Origin of the sequence: Scleromatobacter humisilvae, from assembly GCF_023231945.1 — a bacterium.
Taxonomy (GTDB): domain Bacteria; phylum Pseudomonadota; class Gammaproteobacteria; order Burkholderiales; family Burkholderiaceae_C; genus Scleromatobacter; species Scleromatobacter humisilvae.
In genome coordinates, this window is record NZ_JAJLJH010000009.1 from 197558 (window position 1) to 210821 (window position 13264).

Genomic DNA, 13264 nt, shown 5'->3' on the forward strand with positions numbered 1-13264 from the left:
GCCAGTTTATCGGCCCTGTCGCCCGCGCTGCGGGTCGCTGCCGACGAGCGGCGCGGCCTTCGGCGGAAAGACGGCCACGAGGTGTTGCTGGCCAAGCCCGGAAAGCACTGGGCCGATGGCGGCTGCCTGCACCTCGGGCAGATGGCAGTCGTCGATGCCAAGGTGCTGGAACAGCCCGTGGCCAACGCCGTGGCGCACGTGAAGACGACGCACGGCGAGGCTCGCTGCGCGAGACTCGTGCGACAATCTGCCTTCGACAACCGCGAAAAACGGCGCACTCTCCAGGCTGCCGCGCACACGCCGCTTCGCATCTCCCGCGAAGCCGGCCAGCGTTTCCCCCGACTCCCGTCGGACCTCTTCGAACTGCCGCGCATCGCCGTGCAGTTCGCGGACATCGGAACGCGCCATGACCTCCTCCCATCCTTCTCCCGTCGCCGGGAAGCCCCGCATCGCCATCGTCGGTGCCGGCCTCGGCGGGCTGACGCTCGCACGCGTGCTGCATGTCAACGGCATCGCCGCGACGATCCTCGAAGCCGAGGCCTCGCCCGACGCGCGCGCGCAGGGCGGCCTGCTGGACATCCACGACGACACCGGACAGCTCGGGTTGAAGGCCGCCCGCCTGCACGACCAGTTCCTCGCGCTCGCGCTTCCAGGCGAGGATGCCAAGCGAGTCGTCGACCGGCACGGCAGCGTGCTGCTCGACAAGCCTGGATCGGGCAACCCGGCCCGGCCCGAGGTCGATCGCGGCGCGCTGCGTCGCCTGTTGATGGCCTCGCTGCCCGCCGGCACCATCCGATGGGGCTGCAAGCTCGCGCGCGCCAGGCGGCTCGCCGACGGGCAGCACCGGTTGACCTTCGCCGACGGCTCGGAGACGACCACGGACCTGCTGGTCGGCGCCGACGGGGCCTGGTCGCGGGTGCGTCCGCTCCTGTCCGGCGCGACGCCTTCCTACGTCGGCACGCTATTCGTCGAGAACACGCTGATCGACGGCGATCGGCGATACAGCGCCAGCGCGGCGGCGATCGGCAGCGGCACGCTGATGGCGGTCGAGCCGGGCCAGGGCATCCTGTCGCATCGCTACGCCGACGGCACCCTGCACACCTACGTCGCGCTGAACAAGGCGGAAGACTGGATCGCCGCCATCGACTTCGGCCAGCCGGCGGCCGCCCTGCGTCGACTGGCCGACGAATTCCAGGGGTGGGCGCCCGCGCTCCGCGCGCTGGTCACCGACAGCGACACGGTCCCCGTCGTCAGGCTCATCCATGCGCTGCCGGTCGACCATCGGTGGAGTCGCGTCGCGGGCGCCACGCTGGTCGGGGACGCGGCGCACCTGATGTCGCCGTTCGCCGGCGAGGGCGCCAATCTCGCGATCCAGGACGGCGCCGAACTGGGCCTGGCCTTGCGCGACCATCCCGGCGACATCGAGGCCGCGCTGGCCGCCTACGAGCAGGCGATGTTTCGGCGCAGCGCGCGCGTCGCCGAGCAGACGGCGCGCAACCATCAGCGCTTCTTCGGCGCCGATGCGCCGCGCAGCGTGGCGGCGCTGTTCGCCGGGCACCAGGCTCGGGCCCGAAGCGCTACGGCGCCGCGCCCGCTTCCTTGACGACGAAGTCGCCCGCGCGCCCGCCCGGCGCCACGCTCCAGCCCTTGTTCAACGTCAGGTGCCAGCCCGGACCCTGCGCGCGATCGGCCGAGGTGCCGGCCGCAACGGCGGCCACCGACATCTGCTTGTCCAGCAACGCGCCCTGCTCCACCGACAGCACGCCCCAGTCGGCGCTCAGCGTCATCGTCGGATAGACGACACCCGCCGCGCCCAGCGCCTCCAGCGTCGTCGGGTTGAACTGGTAGCTCGCGTGGTGCCCGGCCAGCGGCAGGCGCAGCACCGGCCCGTCGACCAGCCTCGCCTTCAGCTCGGCCAGGTGCGCCTGCCTGGCCTGGTCGCGCGCGAGCTCGCGCGGGCGCAGCGTGTCGTCGTAGTCGGCCTCGCGCGCCTTCGCGCTGGCGGCCGGCGGCTCGGGCAGCTTCAGTGCGGACTGCAGCATCTCGTCGAGGCCGGATGGGTTGCCGGCCTTCATCGCGGCGGCCAGCTTGTCGCGCCAGGCAGGGTCGGCCTGATCGAGCAGCAGGCCCCACGCCGGCCCGGTGGCGTAGGCGAACGAGCGCACGAAGGTCGGCACCATGATGAAGGTCTCGAGGTCGCGCAACGCATAGGCGGTGCGCTCGGCGGATGTCGGCAGCCCGACGCGCACGCCGGTGTATTCGGCCACGCCCTCGTTGAGCTCGAGAGCGCGCTCCTCGGCGCGGGCGTCGGGAAAGAGGCGGTAGCGCTCGTGGCGGAACAGCAGCGCGTCCGAGATCGCGTCGCGGCGCGCGCCCGCGTCCGGCGCGGTGAGCGCGCGTGCCAGCGCGTGCCATTCGAGCTGCAGCAGGATGCGGCCGTCCAGCGTGTCCAGGTGCAGGTTGCCGCCGTCGCGCTGCACCATGCCCAGCTCGAGCTGCGCGCGATGGAACAGCTCGTGCGACAGCGTCACGTGGCGATGGGCGACGTCGTCGGGCAGCGGCCAGAGCAGCTCCGTCCAGCGCCTGCCTTCCCACTCGATGGGCGTGTTGGCGATGACCAGGTCCGGCGGCAGCATGCCGGCGAACACGGGCCCCAGTGGCTTGAGCGTGCCTTGCGGGTCGGGCTGGTTGGCGACGGCCGTGTTGTCCGTCCAGTCGACCAGCAGGATGGGCCCGCACAGCGAGTGGTGCCACAGCGCGCCGCCGTCTTGGCCGCACAGCTGCGCGGCCTCGCGGAACAGGGCCTGCGCCCGGACGGGATCGACCGCGGCGGCGGCCGGCGCCGTCGCCAGCGCGGCCACCAGGGCCAGCAACACGGGAGCGCGCAAGGACATCGATCACCTCTGCGAAAGCCAGTGGACGGCGCATTGTGCGCGAGCCGGCGTCCGGTAAGGCCGTGGAAAGCACGCACGCGCGAGCATGGGCGCCTGAACTCCCGCGATACCCCGATGTCCAACGTCCTGTTCCTCGCGTCGCCGTCGCACGGCCACGTCAACCCCACCCTCGGCCTCGTCGATGCGCTGGTCCGGCGCGGCGAGCGCGTCACCTACTTCGCGTCCGAGCCGTTCCGCGAGCGCGTCGAGGCCACCGGCGCCACGTTCAAGGCCTACGCGCACGACCTCGACCTGTTCAAGGGCCCGCCCGCGCCGGGCCAGCGCTCGGCGATGCTGGACGTGTTCGCGCGCGGCGCCGACTCGATCGCCGACGTCTTCGCGCAGACCCAGTACCGCCGCTTCGACTACCTCGTGCACTCCGCGCCGTTCCCGTTCGCCAGGCCGGTCGCGCGGCTGCTGGAACTGCCGACCGTCGCTTCGCACGCCGTGTTCGCCGGCCTGCAGCCGTTCTTCGAGCGCGACAAGCCGTCCGCGCACCCGATGCTCGCGCCGAACCCCGAGCGCGACGCGGTCATGGCGCGCGCCGCGTCCGACATCGGCCGGCGCTTCGGCATCGCGCTGTCCACCGACTTCCGCGACTGGATCTTCAACCCGGGCGACCTCAACCTCGTCTACACCTCGCGCCTGTTCGCAGGCGAGCTGCCGTACTTCGACGACTCGACCCGCTTCGTCGGTCCGCCGGTGCACGCACGCCAGGAGACGCACGACTTCCCGCTCGAGCGCATCGAAGGCAAGCGGGTGCTCTACATCTCGCTGGGCACCGTGTTCGGCGACCGCAGCCCCGCGCTCTACGACGCCTTCATCCCGGCGTTCGCGCGCTGGGACGGCGTCGTCGTGATGGCGGCCTGCGGCGTCGACACCGCCCGCTGGCGCCTGCCCGCCAACTTCATCGTGCGGCCGTACGTGCCGCAAGGCGAGATCCTCAAGCACGCCAGCGCCGCGATCACGCACGCCGGCATGAACAGCATCAGCGACCTCCTCGCCGCCGAGGTGCCCTTCGTCTGCCTGCCGATGGGCGCCGACCAGCCCGCGCTCGCGTCACGCGCGCGCGAGCTGGGCGCGACGCTGGTGCTCGATCACGCGACGGCGACCGCCGGGCAGCTCGCGGACGCCGTCGAGCGCGTGACGACGGAGCCATCGTTCCGCGAGGCGATCCACGTCATCGCCGAATCCTTCCGGGCGGCGGGCGGCTATCCGCGGGCGGCGGACGAGGTGTTCGCGTTCAAGAAGGCGCGCGGGATCGCGTGAGGCGCACGGCAACCCGGGTTCAGTGGAGAATCGCAGCCTGCAACTCTGCGCCCCGCCCATGAAACTCGCCACCTGGAACGTCAACTCCCTCGGCATCCGCCTGCCCCACCTGCTCGCCTGGCTGGCGCAGACGCAGCCCGACGCCGTCGTGCTGCAGGAGACCAAGCTGGTCGACGAGAAGTTTCCGCATGCGGAGCTGAAGGAGGCCGGCTGGCATGCCGAGTTCTTCGGGCAGAAGACGTACAACGGCGTGGCGCTGATCTCGAAGCTGCCGGCCACCGACATCGTGCGCAACATCCCCGGCCACGCCGACGAGCAGGCGCGCGTGATCGCAGGGACGATCGGCGACGTGCGCATCGTCGGCGGCTACTTCCCGAACGGGCAGGCGCCGGGCAGCGACAAGTTCGCCTACAAGATGGGCTGGCTCGCGGCGCTCAAGGACTGGCTCGCGGCGGAGCTGGCGGCGCATCCGAAGCTGGTGCTGATGGGCGACTTCAACATCGCGCCGGAGGACCGCGACGTGCACGACCCGGTGCTCTGGTACGGCCAGATCCATTGCACGCCCGAGGAACGCGGGCACTTCCAGGCGCTGGTCGGACTCGGCCTGCACGACGCGTTCCGCCTCCTGGATCAGCCGCCCAAGTCATGGAGCTGGTGGGACTACCGCAACCTCGCGTTCCGCAAGAACCAGGGCCTGCGCATCGACCACATCCTGGTGAGCGAGCCGCTGCGCGCGGGCGTCAGGTCATGCACGATCGACAAGGCGCAGCGCAAGCTCGAGCGGCCCAGCGATCACGCGCCGGTGATCGTCGAGATCGACTCCTGAGCATCGGCAGGCGCCCGCTTCGCGGGCCACAGCGCGATCGCGTTGCCGAGGATCGCGAGCGCGATGCCGGCCACCGTCAGGCCCGTCCACAGGAAGTTCTCCAGCACGCCCGACACCACCAGCGCGACCAGCGGCGTCAGCACGCCGACGTAGCCCGCCTTGGCCGCGCCCACGCGATGCACCAGCGCGTAGTACGCACCGAACGCGAGGATGGATCCGAACATCGCCAGGTAGACCAGCGAGCCGACGAAGCCCGGGCGCCATGACCAGCCCCACGGCGTGCCGGTGACCAGTGCGTGCACCAGCGCCCCGGCCGATCCCCAGGCCATCGCCCAGGCCAGCGGGCCCCAGCCGCGGACGCCGTGCCGGTGGTAGCCCGACGCGGCGATGGTGGACAGGCTGGACAGCAGCACCGACACCATCGTCAGCACGATGCCCCGCAGCGTCTGCGCGGACGCCGCCAGCCGCGTGAACTCGTGCCAGAAGATCAGCACGACGCCCGCGATGCCCGCCAGGCCACCGAGCGCGACGCGGGCCGACATCGGCGTGCGCAGGAACACGCGGGCGAGCGCGAGCCCGAACAGCGGCGACGCCGCGTAGCCCACCGCCACGACGCCGCTGGCCACGAAGCGCTCGGCCTCGTAGACGCAGACGTAGCTGGCGTAGAAGCCGGCCAGGCCCTGCGCGAGGATCAGCGCCTGGACACGCGCCGGGAAGCGAAGCGGGATGCGGCGCAGCCCGCAGGCCGCGAACAGCACCGCGGCGGCCAGCCCGAAGCGCAGCGCGACGCCGACGGACGGGGCGAGGACGTCGATCTGGGCGGTGATGGCGAACCAGGTGGTGCCCCAGATCAGGATGCAGATGGCGTAGAGGGCGGTCGTGGGCATGGGGCCGCGCAGTGTGCCACGAGCGGCGGCGCCGTCGAGCAGGAACCCTCTTTTGGTGATTGCCGGGCCGCGAGGCGAGGCACAGAATCGATTCACCCCTCGGCGGTCCCTCCCAACGACGTCCATGAACGCCCTTGCCGCGCTCATTCCCGCCGACGTGCCCATCAGCGCGACGGCGATGGCGGCGTTCGTGCTGGCGACGCTGGCGATCGTGTTCGTCGCGCTGGCCCGGCGCGATCGCGAACCCGGGCTGGCGTGGCTGTCCGCGGGCTTCGGCCTGGCCGCCTTCTGGTACGCGTTCGAGGCCGGGCAGCCGCCCGCCGACGCGCTGCTGGACACGCCCGGCGAACGCTTCTGGGCCGGCGTGCTGATCGTCGCCACGGTGGCCATCAGCCTCGGGGTCATCGGCTACCTGGGCGACGGCCGCCGGCGCGGGCGCGCGTGGTGGCTGCTGCTCGGGCCGTCGCTGCTGGTGCTGGTGCCGCTCGCGCTCGGCGTCGACGTGCCGCGGCTCGTCGCCAACCTGTCCACGATGATCTGCTACATCGGACTGGCCGCCCTCGCCTTGCGCCGGTCGCGCGACGAGCCCGGCGCCGGCCATGTGCTGCTGGGCCTGACGCTGCTGGCGGTGCCGGCCACCTTCGTCGCGCTGGGGGTCCTGCACGCCGTCCCCGGACACTACCGCGTGCTGGGCGTGATGCCGATGCTGTTCTTCGGCACGACGCTGCTGACGGTGAGCCTGCTGCGCCGGCGCCGCGCGCTGGAGGCCGAGGTCGCGCGGCGTGCGACAGCGGAGCAGGCGCTGCAGGACGCCAACCAGACGCTGGAGGCCACGGTGCAGGCGCGCACGCAGTCGCTGCGCGAGCTCGTCTCCAACCTCGAGGGCTTCAACCGCAGCGTGTCGCACGACCTGCGCGGCCCGCTGGGGGGCATCGCCGGCCTCGCGCGCCTGGCCAGCGACGCGCTGGCCAGCGGCGACCTCGACATGGTGCACCGCTCGCTGGCCGCGATCTCGTCGCAGGCCGACACGTCCACCAAGCTGATCAGCGCGCTGCTGCAGCTGGCGCGCGTCGGCGACGCCCGGATCGCGCCGCGCGCCGTGGCGCTCGAGGCGCTGACGCGCGACGTGATCGCCCAGCTGCAACTGGCCCCGGGCGACGCCGCGAAGGCGCAATGGATCGTCGGCAAGCTGCCCGACGTGCAGGCCGACGCCGACCTGCTGCGGCCGGTGCTGGTCAACCTGATCACCAACGCGCTGAAGTTCTCCCGCGAGGCCCATCCGCCGATCGTGCGCATCGAGGCCAGCGTCGACGACGGCGAGGTGACCGTGCACGTGCGCGACAACGGCGTCGGCTTCGACGCCGCGGCGGCCGGCCAGCTGTTCGAGCCCTTCATGCGGCTGCACGGCCGCAAGTTCGAGGGCCACGGCATCGGCCTGAGCATCGTGCGGCGCGCGGTGGAGCGCCAGGGCGGCCGCGTGTGGGCCGAGGCCGAGCCCGACCACGGCGCGGCGTTCCACTTCACGCTGCCGAAGGCGGCGTGAAGCGGCGTCGTCTGAAGATCAGCCTCCGCGCGACTCGACGACCTTGAGCGCCGCGCGCGCCTGGTCGATGGACTCGCGATTGAGCTCGCGCGACGACGCCGTGCCCACGCGCGCGTTGTGCACCACGCCTTCGAGCAGCGGACGGGCCTGGGCGTCGCGCCCGAGGCTGGCGAGGAAGATGCCGTAGGCGGCCTGCGTCTCGGTGGTGTTGTGCACGTGGCTCGCGTGATCGAAGGCCGCCAGCGCGCGCGTCTCGTCGACCTGCGTCAGCGCCTGCGCGAGCCACAGCGCGGCGTCGCTGCCGGCGTCGCGCGGCGAGTCGGCCAGCAGCGCCTCGAGCGTCGCGGCGGCGGCGGCGTGGCGGCCTGCGAGCAGCTGCGCGCGCGCCAGGCCGCGGCGGAACTTCACGTCCTTCGCGTACGGACCGCTGGCGCAGGCCTGGAACTCCTGCACCGCCTCGTCATAGTCGCCGCGCGCCAGCAGCGCCTCGGCCAGGCGCGAGCGGTTGTCGACCGTGGGCGTGCGCTCGAACCCGAGACGCGCCTCGCGCAGCTCGCGGTTCGGGTCGACGATGGACTTGACGACGCGCGCGCCCTTGCGCGCCACGCCTGAATGCCGGACCTCGGGCAGGTACTCGGCGAAGAAGTAGACCAGGCTTCCGAGCAGCGGGAAGATGAGCAGGATCATGATCCAGTACATCTGGCGCCCGGTGCGCACGGCGTGCACCGCGAAGAAGATCGCGACTGCGTAGTTCAGGATCAACAGGATCGACACAGATTCCCTCTGCTGCTTTCAGAGGTGAAATTGTAGGCGGACGAGGCATCGCCCACGCGCACGCGTCCCGCGGGCGCGTGGGAAACGCCTCAATCGTCGAGTCCCAGCTCCTGGATCTTGCGCGTGATGGTGTTGCGCCCGATGCCCAGCTTCTGCGCGGCCTCGATGCGCCGGCCGCGCGTCAGCGCCAGCGCGGTTCGGATCAGCTGCCCTTCGAACTGGCGGCTCAGCTGCTCCCACACGTCCGGCGAGCCGGCATCGAGCAGCGTGCGCGCCGCGAGCTCGAGGTCGCCCAGCCAGGTGCTGCCGCCGGGCACGCCGGCCAGGTGCACCGCGGGCAGCACCGACGCGGCGGACGTGCCGTCGACCGCCGGCACGTAGGTCCCGCCCAGTCCCTCGCCCGGCCGCGCGGACGCGGTGTCGCTGGACGACGGCCGCTGGAACGCGCTGCGCGGCGCCACCAGCTCGGGCGGCAGGTCCTTGCTCTCGATGACCTGCGCCGGCGCCATCACGGTCAACCAGTGGCAGATGTTCTCGAGCTGGCGCACGTTGCCGGGGAAGTCGAAGCCCTTCATGGCCTCGAGCGCCTCGTCGGTGATGCGCTTGGGCTCGACGCCCAGCTCCTTGGCGCTCTTCTGCAGGAAGAAGCGCGCCAGCGCCGGCACGTCCTCGGCGCGCTCGCGCAGCGGCGGCAGGCGCAGGCGGATCACGTTGAGGCGGTGGAACAGGTCTTCGCGGAAGGCCCCCTGGCGCACCCGCTCCTCGAGGTTCTGGTGCGTCGCGGCGATCACGCGCACGTTGGCCTTGATCGGCTGGTGGCCGCCCACGCGGTAGAACTGGCCGTCGCTGAGCACGCGCAGCAGGCGCGTCTGCAGGTCGAACGGCATGTCGCCGATCTCGTCGAGGAACAGCGTGCCGCCGTCGGCCTGCTCGAAGCGGCCGCGGCGCATCGTCTGCGCGCCGGTGAAGGCGCCGCGCTCGTGGCCGAACAGCTCGGATTCCAGCAGGTCCTTCGGGATCGCCGCGGTGTTGATCGCGACGAACGCGCCGTTGGTGCCCTGGTCGCCGCGCGGGCTGTGGCGATGCAGCGCGCGCGCGACGAGCTCCTTGCCGGAACCCGACTCGCCCGTGATCAGCACCGTCACGTTGCTCTGCGACAGCCGGCCGATCGCGCGGAAGACGTCCTGCATCGCGGGCGCCTGGCCGAGGATCTCGGGCACCGGCGCGTTGCGCTCGTCGAGCACCTCCTCGCGCAGGCTCTCTTCCAGCGCGCGGCGGATCAGCTCGACGGCCTTGGCGAGGTCGAACGGCTTGGGCAGGTACTCGAAGGCGCCGCCCTGGAACGACGAGACGGCGCTGTCGAGGTCGGAGTACGCCGTCATGATGATGACGGGCAGGCCCGGCAGGCGCTCCTTGACCTTGGCCAGCAGGTCGAGGCCGGAGCCGCCCGGCATGCGGATGTCCGAGACGAGCACCTGCGGTTCGTCGGTCTCGAGCGCGGTCAGGACGTCGCGCGTGGTGGCGAAGCTGCGCACCGGCAGCTGTTCGCGGGCCAGCGCCTTCTCGAGCACGAAGCGGATGGATGGGTCGTCGTCAACGATCCAGATGGGTTTCATGCGTTTGCGCGCTGCAGGCTAATGCAGAGGAATCAGGATCTTGAAAACCGTGCATCCTGGAACGCTGTCGCATTCGATCGTGCCCAGATGCTGCTGCACGAACGTCTGCGCCAGCGTCAAGCCCAGGCCCGACCCGCCTTCCCGCCCCGACACCAGCGGATAGAAGATCTGATCGCGAATGGACTCGGGGACGCCCGGGCCGTTGTCCTGGATATGCAATTCCAATGCCAGTCGGTAGCGCTGCTTGCCGATCGTCTCCTGGCGCGCGATCCGCGTGCGCAGGACGATGCGCGCCGACCCCTGCTCGATCTGCTCGGCAAGCGCCTGCGTCGCGTTGTGCACGATGTTGAGCACCGCCTGGATCATCTGCTCGCGGTCGCCGCGGAACTCGGGGATCGAGGTGTCGTAGTCGCGTTCGACGACCAACCCACGGGGGTATTCGGCCAGCACCAGCGAGCGGATGCGCTCGAGCACCTCGTGGATGTTGAGCTCGGCGACCACCTGCGCCTTGCGGTGCGGTGCCAGCAGCCGGTCGACCAGCACCTGCAGCCGGTCGGCCTCGTGGATGATGACCTGCGTGTACTCGCCCAGCTCGGCCTGGTCGATCTCGAGCTCCAGCAGCTGCGCCGCGCCGCGGATGCCGCCCAGCGGGTTCTTGATCTCGTGCGCCAGGTTGCGGATCAGCTCCTTGGTGACCTGCGCCTGGCCGAGCGCGCGCTCCTCGCGATCCTGGCGCGTCTGCTGCTCGATCTCGATCATCTCGACGAACACGCGCCCGCCGTGCAGGTCGTGCTGGCTGACGATGACGTGCACCGGCAGCGTCGCGGTGGACGACACCGACGAGCGCTTGAGCGAGCCGTCGAAGCGGCGCGCGGAGAACTCGTTGCGCGACACCGCCGCGATGGCCTCCGACAGCGCCGCCGTCTCGCGGAACCAGTCGTAGATGCTGCCGCGGGTGAGCTTGCGGCGCGCGACGCCGACCACGGCCTCCAGCACCGAATTGGCGAACACGCACTTGCCGTCGGGCTCGACGACGGCCACCAGCGTGGCGAGGTGGTCGAACGCGGTGTAGTCGATGCCGCCGACCCGATGCGCGCCGGCGTCGATGCCTTCGGGGGCTGCGTCCGGCGCGACGTCCGACGGGGCGGCGGGCGGCGGCGCGCGGCGCGGGGCCATCACTGCGTCTTCGACAGCTCGCGGGTGATCGCGGTGATGTCGGACTCGGTGCGCGCGATCTGCGCCTTCAGGTCGGCCGTGCGGTCGAGGTATTTCTGGAAGTTCTTCTCGTCGCCGCGGCGCTCGGGCTGGCCGTTGTTGTATTCCTTCTGCAGCGCGTCGAGCTGGGCCTGGGCCTTGATCAGCTCGTCCTGCAGGATCTTGCGCGCATCGGAATCGCGCGCCTTCTGCTCCTGCGCGTCGACGCGGCTGGCCGCCGAGCCGGGCGCGGCGGCCGGGCGCAGCTTGGGCGCGGGGATCGTCGTGGGCTGCTGCGCCTCGAGCGCCTTGCAGCCCTTGGCGTCCGCCTCCTTGGGCGTGATCGTGTTGGTGAACACGTTGTCGGGACAGCGGTAGTAGATGTCCCCGGCCTGCGCGCCGCCGCAGGCGACGGCCAGCAGCGCGGCGCCAAGCGCCGAGGAGAGACGGGAAGCGGATGCGGGTGCCACGTTCATCTTTTCATTGTGGCGCAAAACGGTGCGCCTGATGGTGAGCCAACGTGTCTGCGCCCCTGCCGGACGACAGCGCCGCGCCGACGGCCGCGTAAAGGCAAAAAAAAGCGGCCCGTCGCGGGGCCGCTTCTTTGGGTACGCAGAACGAAGGGCGCAAGCTCGGCGGACGCCGCGCTCGGCCGCTCCGGAGCAAGGCCGCCGCCCCCTCGGGGGGTGGGCGCCGTACTCGGCGACCGGGGGCCGTCTTACAACGAGTAGTACATGTCGAACTCGACCGGGTGGGTCGTCATGCGCATGCGCTGGACGTCCTGCATCTTCAGTTCGATGTAGGCGTCGATGTACGCATCGGTGAAGACGCCGCCCTTGGTCAGGAACGCGCGGTCGCTGTCGAGGTTGTCGAGCGCCTGCTCGAGGCTGGAGCAGACGGTCGGGATCTTCGCGTCTTCTTCCGGCGGCAGGTGGTACAGATCCTTGGTGGCGGCTTCGCCCGGATGGATCTTGTTCTCGACGCCGTCGAGGCCGGCCATCAGCAGCGCCGAGAAGCCCAGGTACGGGTTCATCATCGGATCCGGGAAACGCGCCTCGACGCGGCGGCCCTTCGGATTGGCGACGAACGGGATGCGGATCGAGGCCGAGCGGTTGCGCGAGCTGTAGGCCAGCTTGACCGGGGCTTCGTAGCCCGGCACCAGGCGCTTGTAGCTGTTGGTCGTCGGGTTCGTGATCGCGTTCAGGGCACGGGCGTGCTTGATGATGCCGCCGATGTAGAACAGCGCGAATTCCGACAGGCCGGCATAGCCGTCGCCGGCGAACAGGTTCTTGCCGTCCTTCCAGACCGACTGGTGCACGTGCATGCCCGAGCCGTTGTCGCCGACGATGGGCTTCGGCATGAACGTGGCCGTCTTGCCGTAGGCGAAAGCGACGTTGTGGACGATGTATTTCTGCAGCTGGACCCAGTCCGCGCGCTGCAGCAGCGTCGAGAACTTGGTGCCGATCTCCATCTGGCCGGCGTTCGCCACCTCGTGGTGATGGACCTCGACGGGGATGCCCATCTGCTCGAGGATCAGCGACATCTCCGAGCGCATGTCCTGGCCGGCGTCGACCGGCGGCACCGGGAAGTAGCCGCCCTTGACGGACGGGCGATAGCCCTTGTTGCCGTGCTCGTAGTTCTTGCCCGTGTTCCAGGCGGCTTCCTCGGCTTCGATCTCGACCGAGCAGCCCTTCATGCTGACGTCCCAGCGGATCGAGTCGAAGATGAAGAACTCGGGCTCCGGGCCGAAGTAGGCGGTGTCGCCGTGGCCGGAGGCGTTCATGTAGGCCTCGGCGCGCTTGGCCAGCGAGCGCGGGTCGCGCTCGTAGGGCTTGCCGTCGCTCGGCTCGACCACGTCGCAGGTCAGGATCAGCGTCGGCTCTTCGAAGAACGGATCGATGTTGGCCGTGTTCGGGTCGGGCATCAGCTGCATGTCCGACGCCTCGATGCCCTTCCAGCCGGCGATCGACGAACCGTCGAACGCGTGGCCGGAGACGAACTTGTCTTCGTCGAAGTGAGAGACAGGCACGGACACGTGTTGTTCCTTGCCACGGGTATCGGTGAAACGGAAGTCAACGAACTTGACTTCGTTTTCCTGCACCAACTTCATCACGTCGGCGACGGTCTTGGACATCAACGGGCTCCTAAATTTGTTTGGCAAGCTACCGGGCCGGCACACCAGGGGTCGGCCATCTGAACGGTCTGCGAGGGGTGGAAAGCAG

12 protein-coding genes are annotated in these 13264 nt (G+C 70.6%); 4 read left to right on the forward strand and 8 right to left on the reverse strand.

Features of this window, described 5'->3' with window-relative positions:
* Positions 1-6: 6 nt before the first annotated feature.
* Positions 7-408, reverse strand: a complete 402-nt coding sequence (locus tag LPC04_RS23315; protein WP_275684701.1) for a hypothetical protein — start codon at positions 406-408, stop codon at positions 7-9.
* Between LPC04_RS23315 and LPC04_RS23320 the strand changes: the two genes are divergently transcribed.
* A complete protein-coding gene (locus tag LPC04_RS23320; protein ID WP_275684702.1) occupies positions 407-1603 on the forward strand; it encodes an FAD-dependent oxidoreductase in 1197 nt (398 codons plus the stop codon). The two genes, LPC04_RS23315 and LPC04_RS23320, sit on opposite strands and share 2 nt — an antisense overlap.
* On the opposite strand, the gene LPC04_RS23325 is transcribed toward LPC04_RS23320, so the two are convergent.
* A complete protein-coding gene (locus LPC04_RS23325; protein WP_275684703.1) occupies positions 1578-2894 on the reverse strand; it encodes a hypothetical protein in 1317 nt (438 codons plus the stop codon). The two genes, LPC04_RS23320 and LPC04_RS23325, sit on opposite strands and share 26 nt — an antisense overlap.
* A 114-nt stretch (positions 2895-3008) precedes the next feature.
* Between LPC04_RS23325 and LPC04_RS23330 the strand changes: the two genes are divergently transcribed.
* Both LPC04_RS23330 and xth read left to right on the forward strand, forming a co-directional pair.
* The gene (locus tag LPC04_RS23330) at positions 3009-4202 is read left to right on the forward strand and encodes a macrolide family glycosyltransferase (RefSeq protein ID WP_275684704.1); all 1194 of its coding nucleotides are present in this window, start codon (positions 3009-3011) and stop codon (positions 4200-4202) included.
* A gap of 58 nt (positions 4203-4260) precedes the next feature.
* Positions 4261-5028, forward strand: a complete 768-nt coding sequence (gene xth / locus LPC04_RS23335; RefSeq protein ID WP_275684705.1) for an exodeoxyribonuclease III — start codon at positions 4261-4263, stop codon at positions 5026-5028.
* Here the strand turns inward: xth and LPC04_RS23340 are convergent.
* Positions 4995-5915 carry a DMT family transporter gene (locus LPC04_RS23340; protein WP_275684706.1) on the reverse strand — a complete coding sequence of 307 codons (921 nt, stop codon included), beginning with the start codon at positions 5913-5915 and terminating at the stop codon, positions 4995-4997. The two genes, xth and LPC04_RS23340, sit on opposite strands and share 34 nt — an antisense overlap.
* Positions 5916-6039: 124 nt before the next feature.
* Between LPC04_RS23340 and LPC04_RS23345 the strand changes: the two genes are divergently transcribed.
* Positions 6040-7458 (forward strand): sensor histidine kinase, encoded by a 1419-nt coding sequence (locus LPC04_RS23345; RefSeq protein ID WP_275684707.1) that lies wholly within the window; start codon positions 6040-6042, stop codon positions 7456-7458.
* A gap of 18 nt (positions 7459-7476) precedes the next feature.
* On the opposite strand, the gene LPC04_RS23350 is transcribed toward LPC04_RS23345, so the two are convergent.
* The 5 genes from LPC04_RS23350 to glnA form a co-directional block, all read right to left on the reverse strand.
* Positions 7477-8232, reverse strand: coding sequence for a tetratricopeptide repeat protein (locus LPC04_RS23350; protein ID WP_275684708.1), 756 nt, complete (start codon positions 8230-8232; stop codon positions 7477-7479).
* Positions 8233-8321: 89 nt separating this feature from the next.
* Positions 8322-9848 (reverse strand): nitrogen regulation protein NR(I), encoded by a 1527-nt coding sequence (gene ntrC, locus LPC04_RS23355; protein WP_275684709.1) that lies wholly within the window; start codon positions 9846-9848, stop codon positions 8322-8324.
* Positions 9849-9866: 18 nt separating this feature from the next.
* Complete coding sequence (gene glnL, locus LPC04_RS23360) at positions 9867-11024, reverse strand: nitrogen regulation protein NR(II) (RefSeq protein ID WP_275684710.1); 1158 nt, start codon at positions 11022-11024, stop codon at positions 9867-9869.
* The gene (locus LPC04_RS23365) at positions 11024-11518 is read right to left on the reverse strand and encodes a hypothetical protein (RefSeq protein ID WP_275684711.1); all 495 of its coding nucleotides are present in this window, start codon (positions 11516-11518) and stop codon (positions 11024-11026) included. The genes glnL and LPC04_RS23365 overlap by 1 nt, the downstream gene beginning before the upstream one ends.
* A gap of 242 nt (positions 11519-11760) precedes the next feature.
* A complete protein-coding gene (glnA, locus tag LPC04_RS23370) occupies positions 11761-13176 on the reverse strand; it encodes a type I glutamate--ammonia ligase (protein WP_275684712.1) in 1416 nt (471 codons plus the stop codon).
* Positions 13177-13264: the final 88 nt, after the last annotated feature.

Bases quoted from the DNA above. Each gene is read 5' to 3' on its own strand.
- LPC04_RS23320 (WP_275684702.1), top strand. From the start codon at position 407: ATGACCTCCTCCCATCCTTCTCCCGTCGCCGGGAAGCCCCGCATCGCC.
- LPC04_RS23315 (WP_275684701.1), bottom strand. From the start codon at position 408: ATGGCGCGTTCCGATGTCCGCGAACTGCACGGCGATGCGCGGCAGTTC.
- LPC04_RS23325 (WP_275684703.1), bottom strand. From the start codon at position 2,894: ATGTCCTTGCGCGCTCCCGTGTTGCTGGCCCTGGTGGCCGCGCTGGCG.
- LPC04_RS23330 (WP_275684704.1), top strand. From the start codon at position 3,009: ATGTCCAACGTCCTGTTCCTCGCGTCGCCGTCGCACGGCCACGTCAAC.
- xth (WP_275684705.1), top strand. From the start codon at position 4,261: ATGAAACTCGCCACCTGGAACGTCAACTCCCTCGGCATCCGCCTGCCC.
- LPC04_RS23340 (WP_275684706.1), bottom strand. From the start codon at position 5,915: ATGCCCACGACCGCCCTCTACGCCATCTGCATCCTGATCTGGGGCACC.
- LPC04_RS23345 (WP_275684707.1), top strand. From the start codon at position 6,040: ATGAACGCCCTTGCCGCGCTCATTCCCGCCGACGTGCCCATCAGCGCG.
- ntrC (WP_275684709.1), bottom strand. From the start codon at position 9,848: ATGAAACCCATCTGGATCGTTGACGACGACCCATCCATCCGCTTCGTG.
- glnL (WP_275684710.1), bottom strand. From the start codon at position 11,024: ATGGCCCCGCGCCGCGCGCCGCCGCCCGCCGCCCCGTCGGACGTCGCG.
- LPC04_RS23365 (WP_275684711.1), bottom strand. From the start codon at position 11,518: ATGAACGTGGCACCCGCATCCGCTTCCCGTCTCTCCTCGGCGCTTGGC.
- glnA (WP_275684712.1), bottom strand. From the start codon at position 13,176: ATGTCCAAGACCGTCGCCGACGTGATGAAGTTGGTGCAGGAAAACGAA.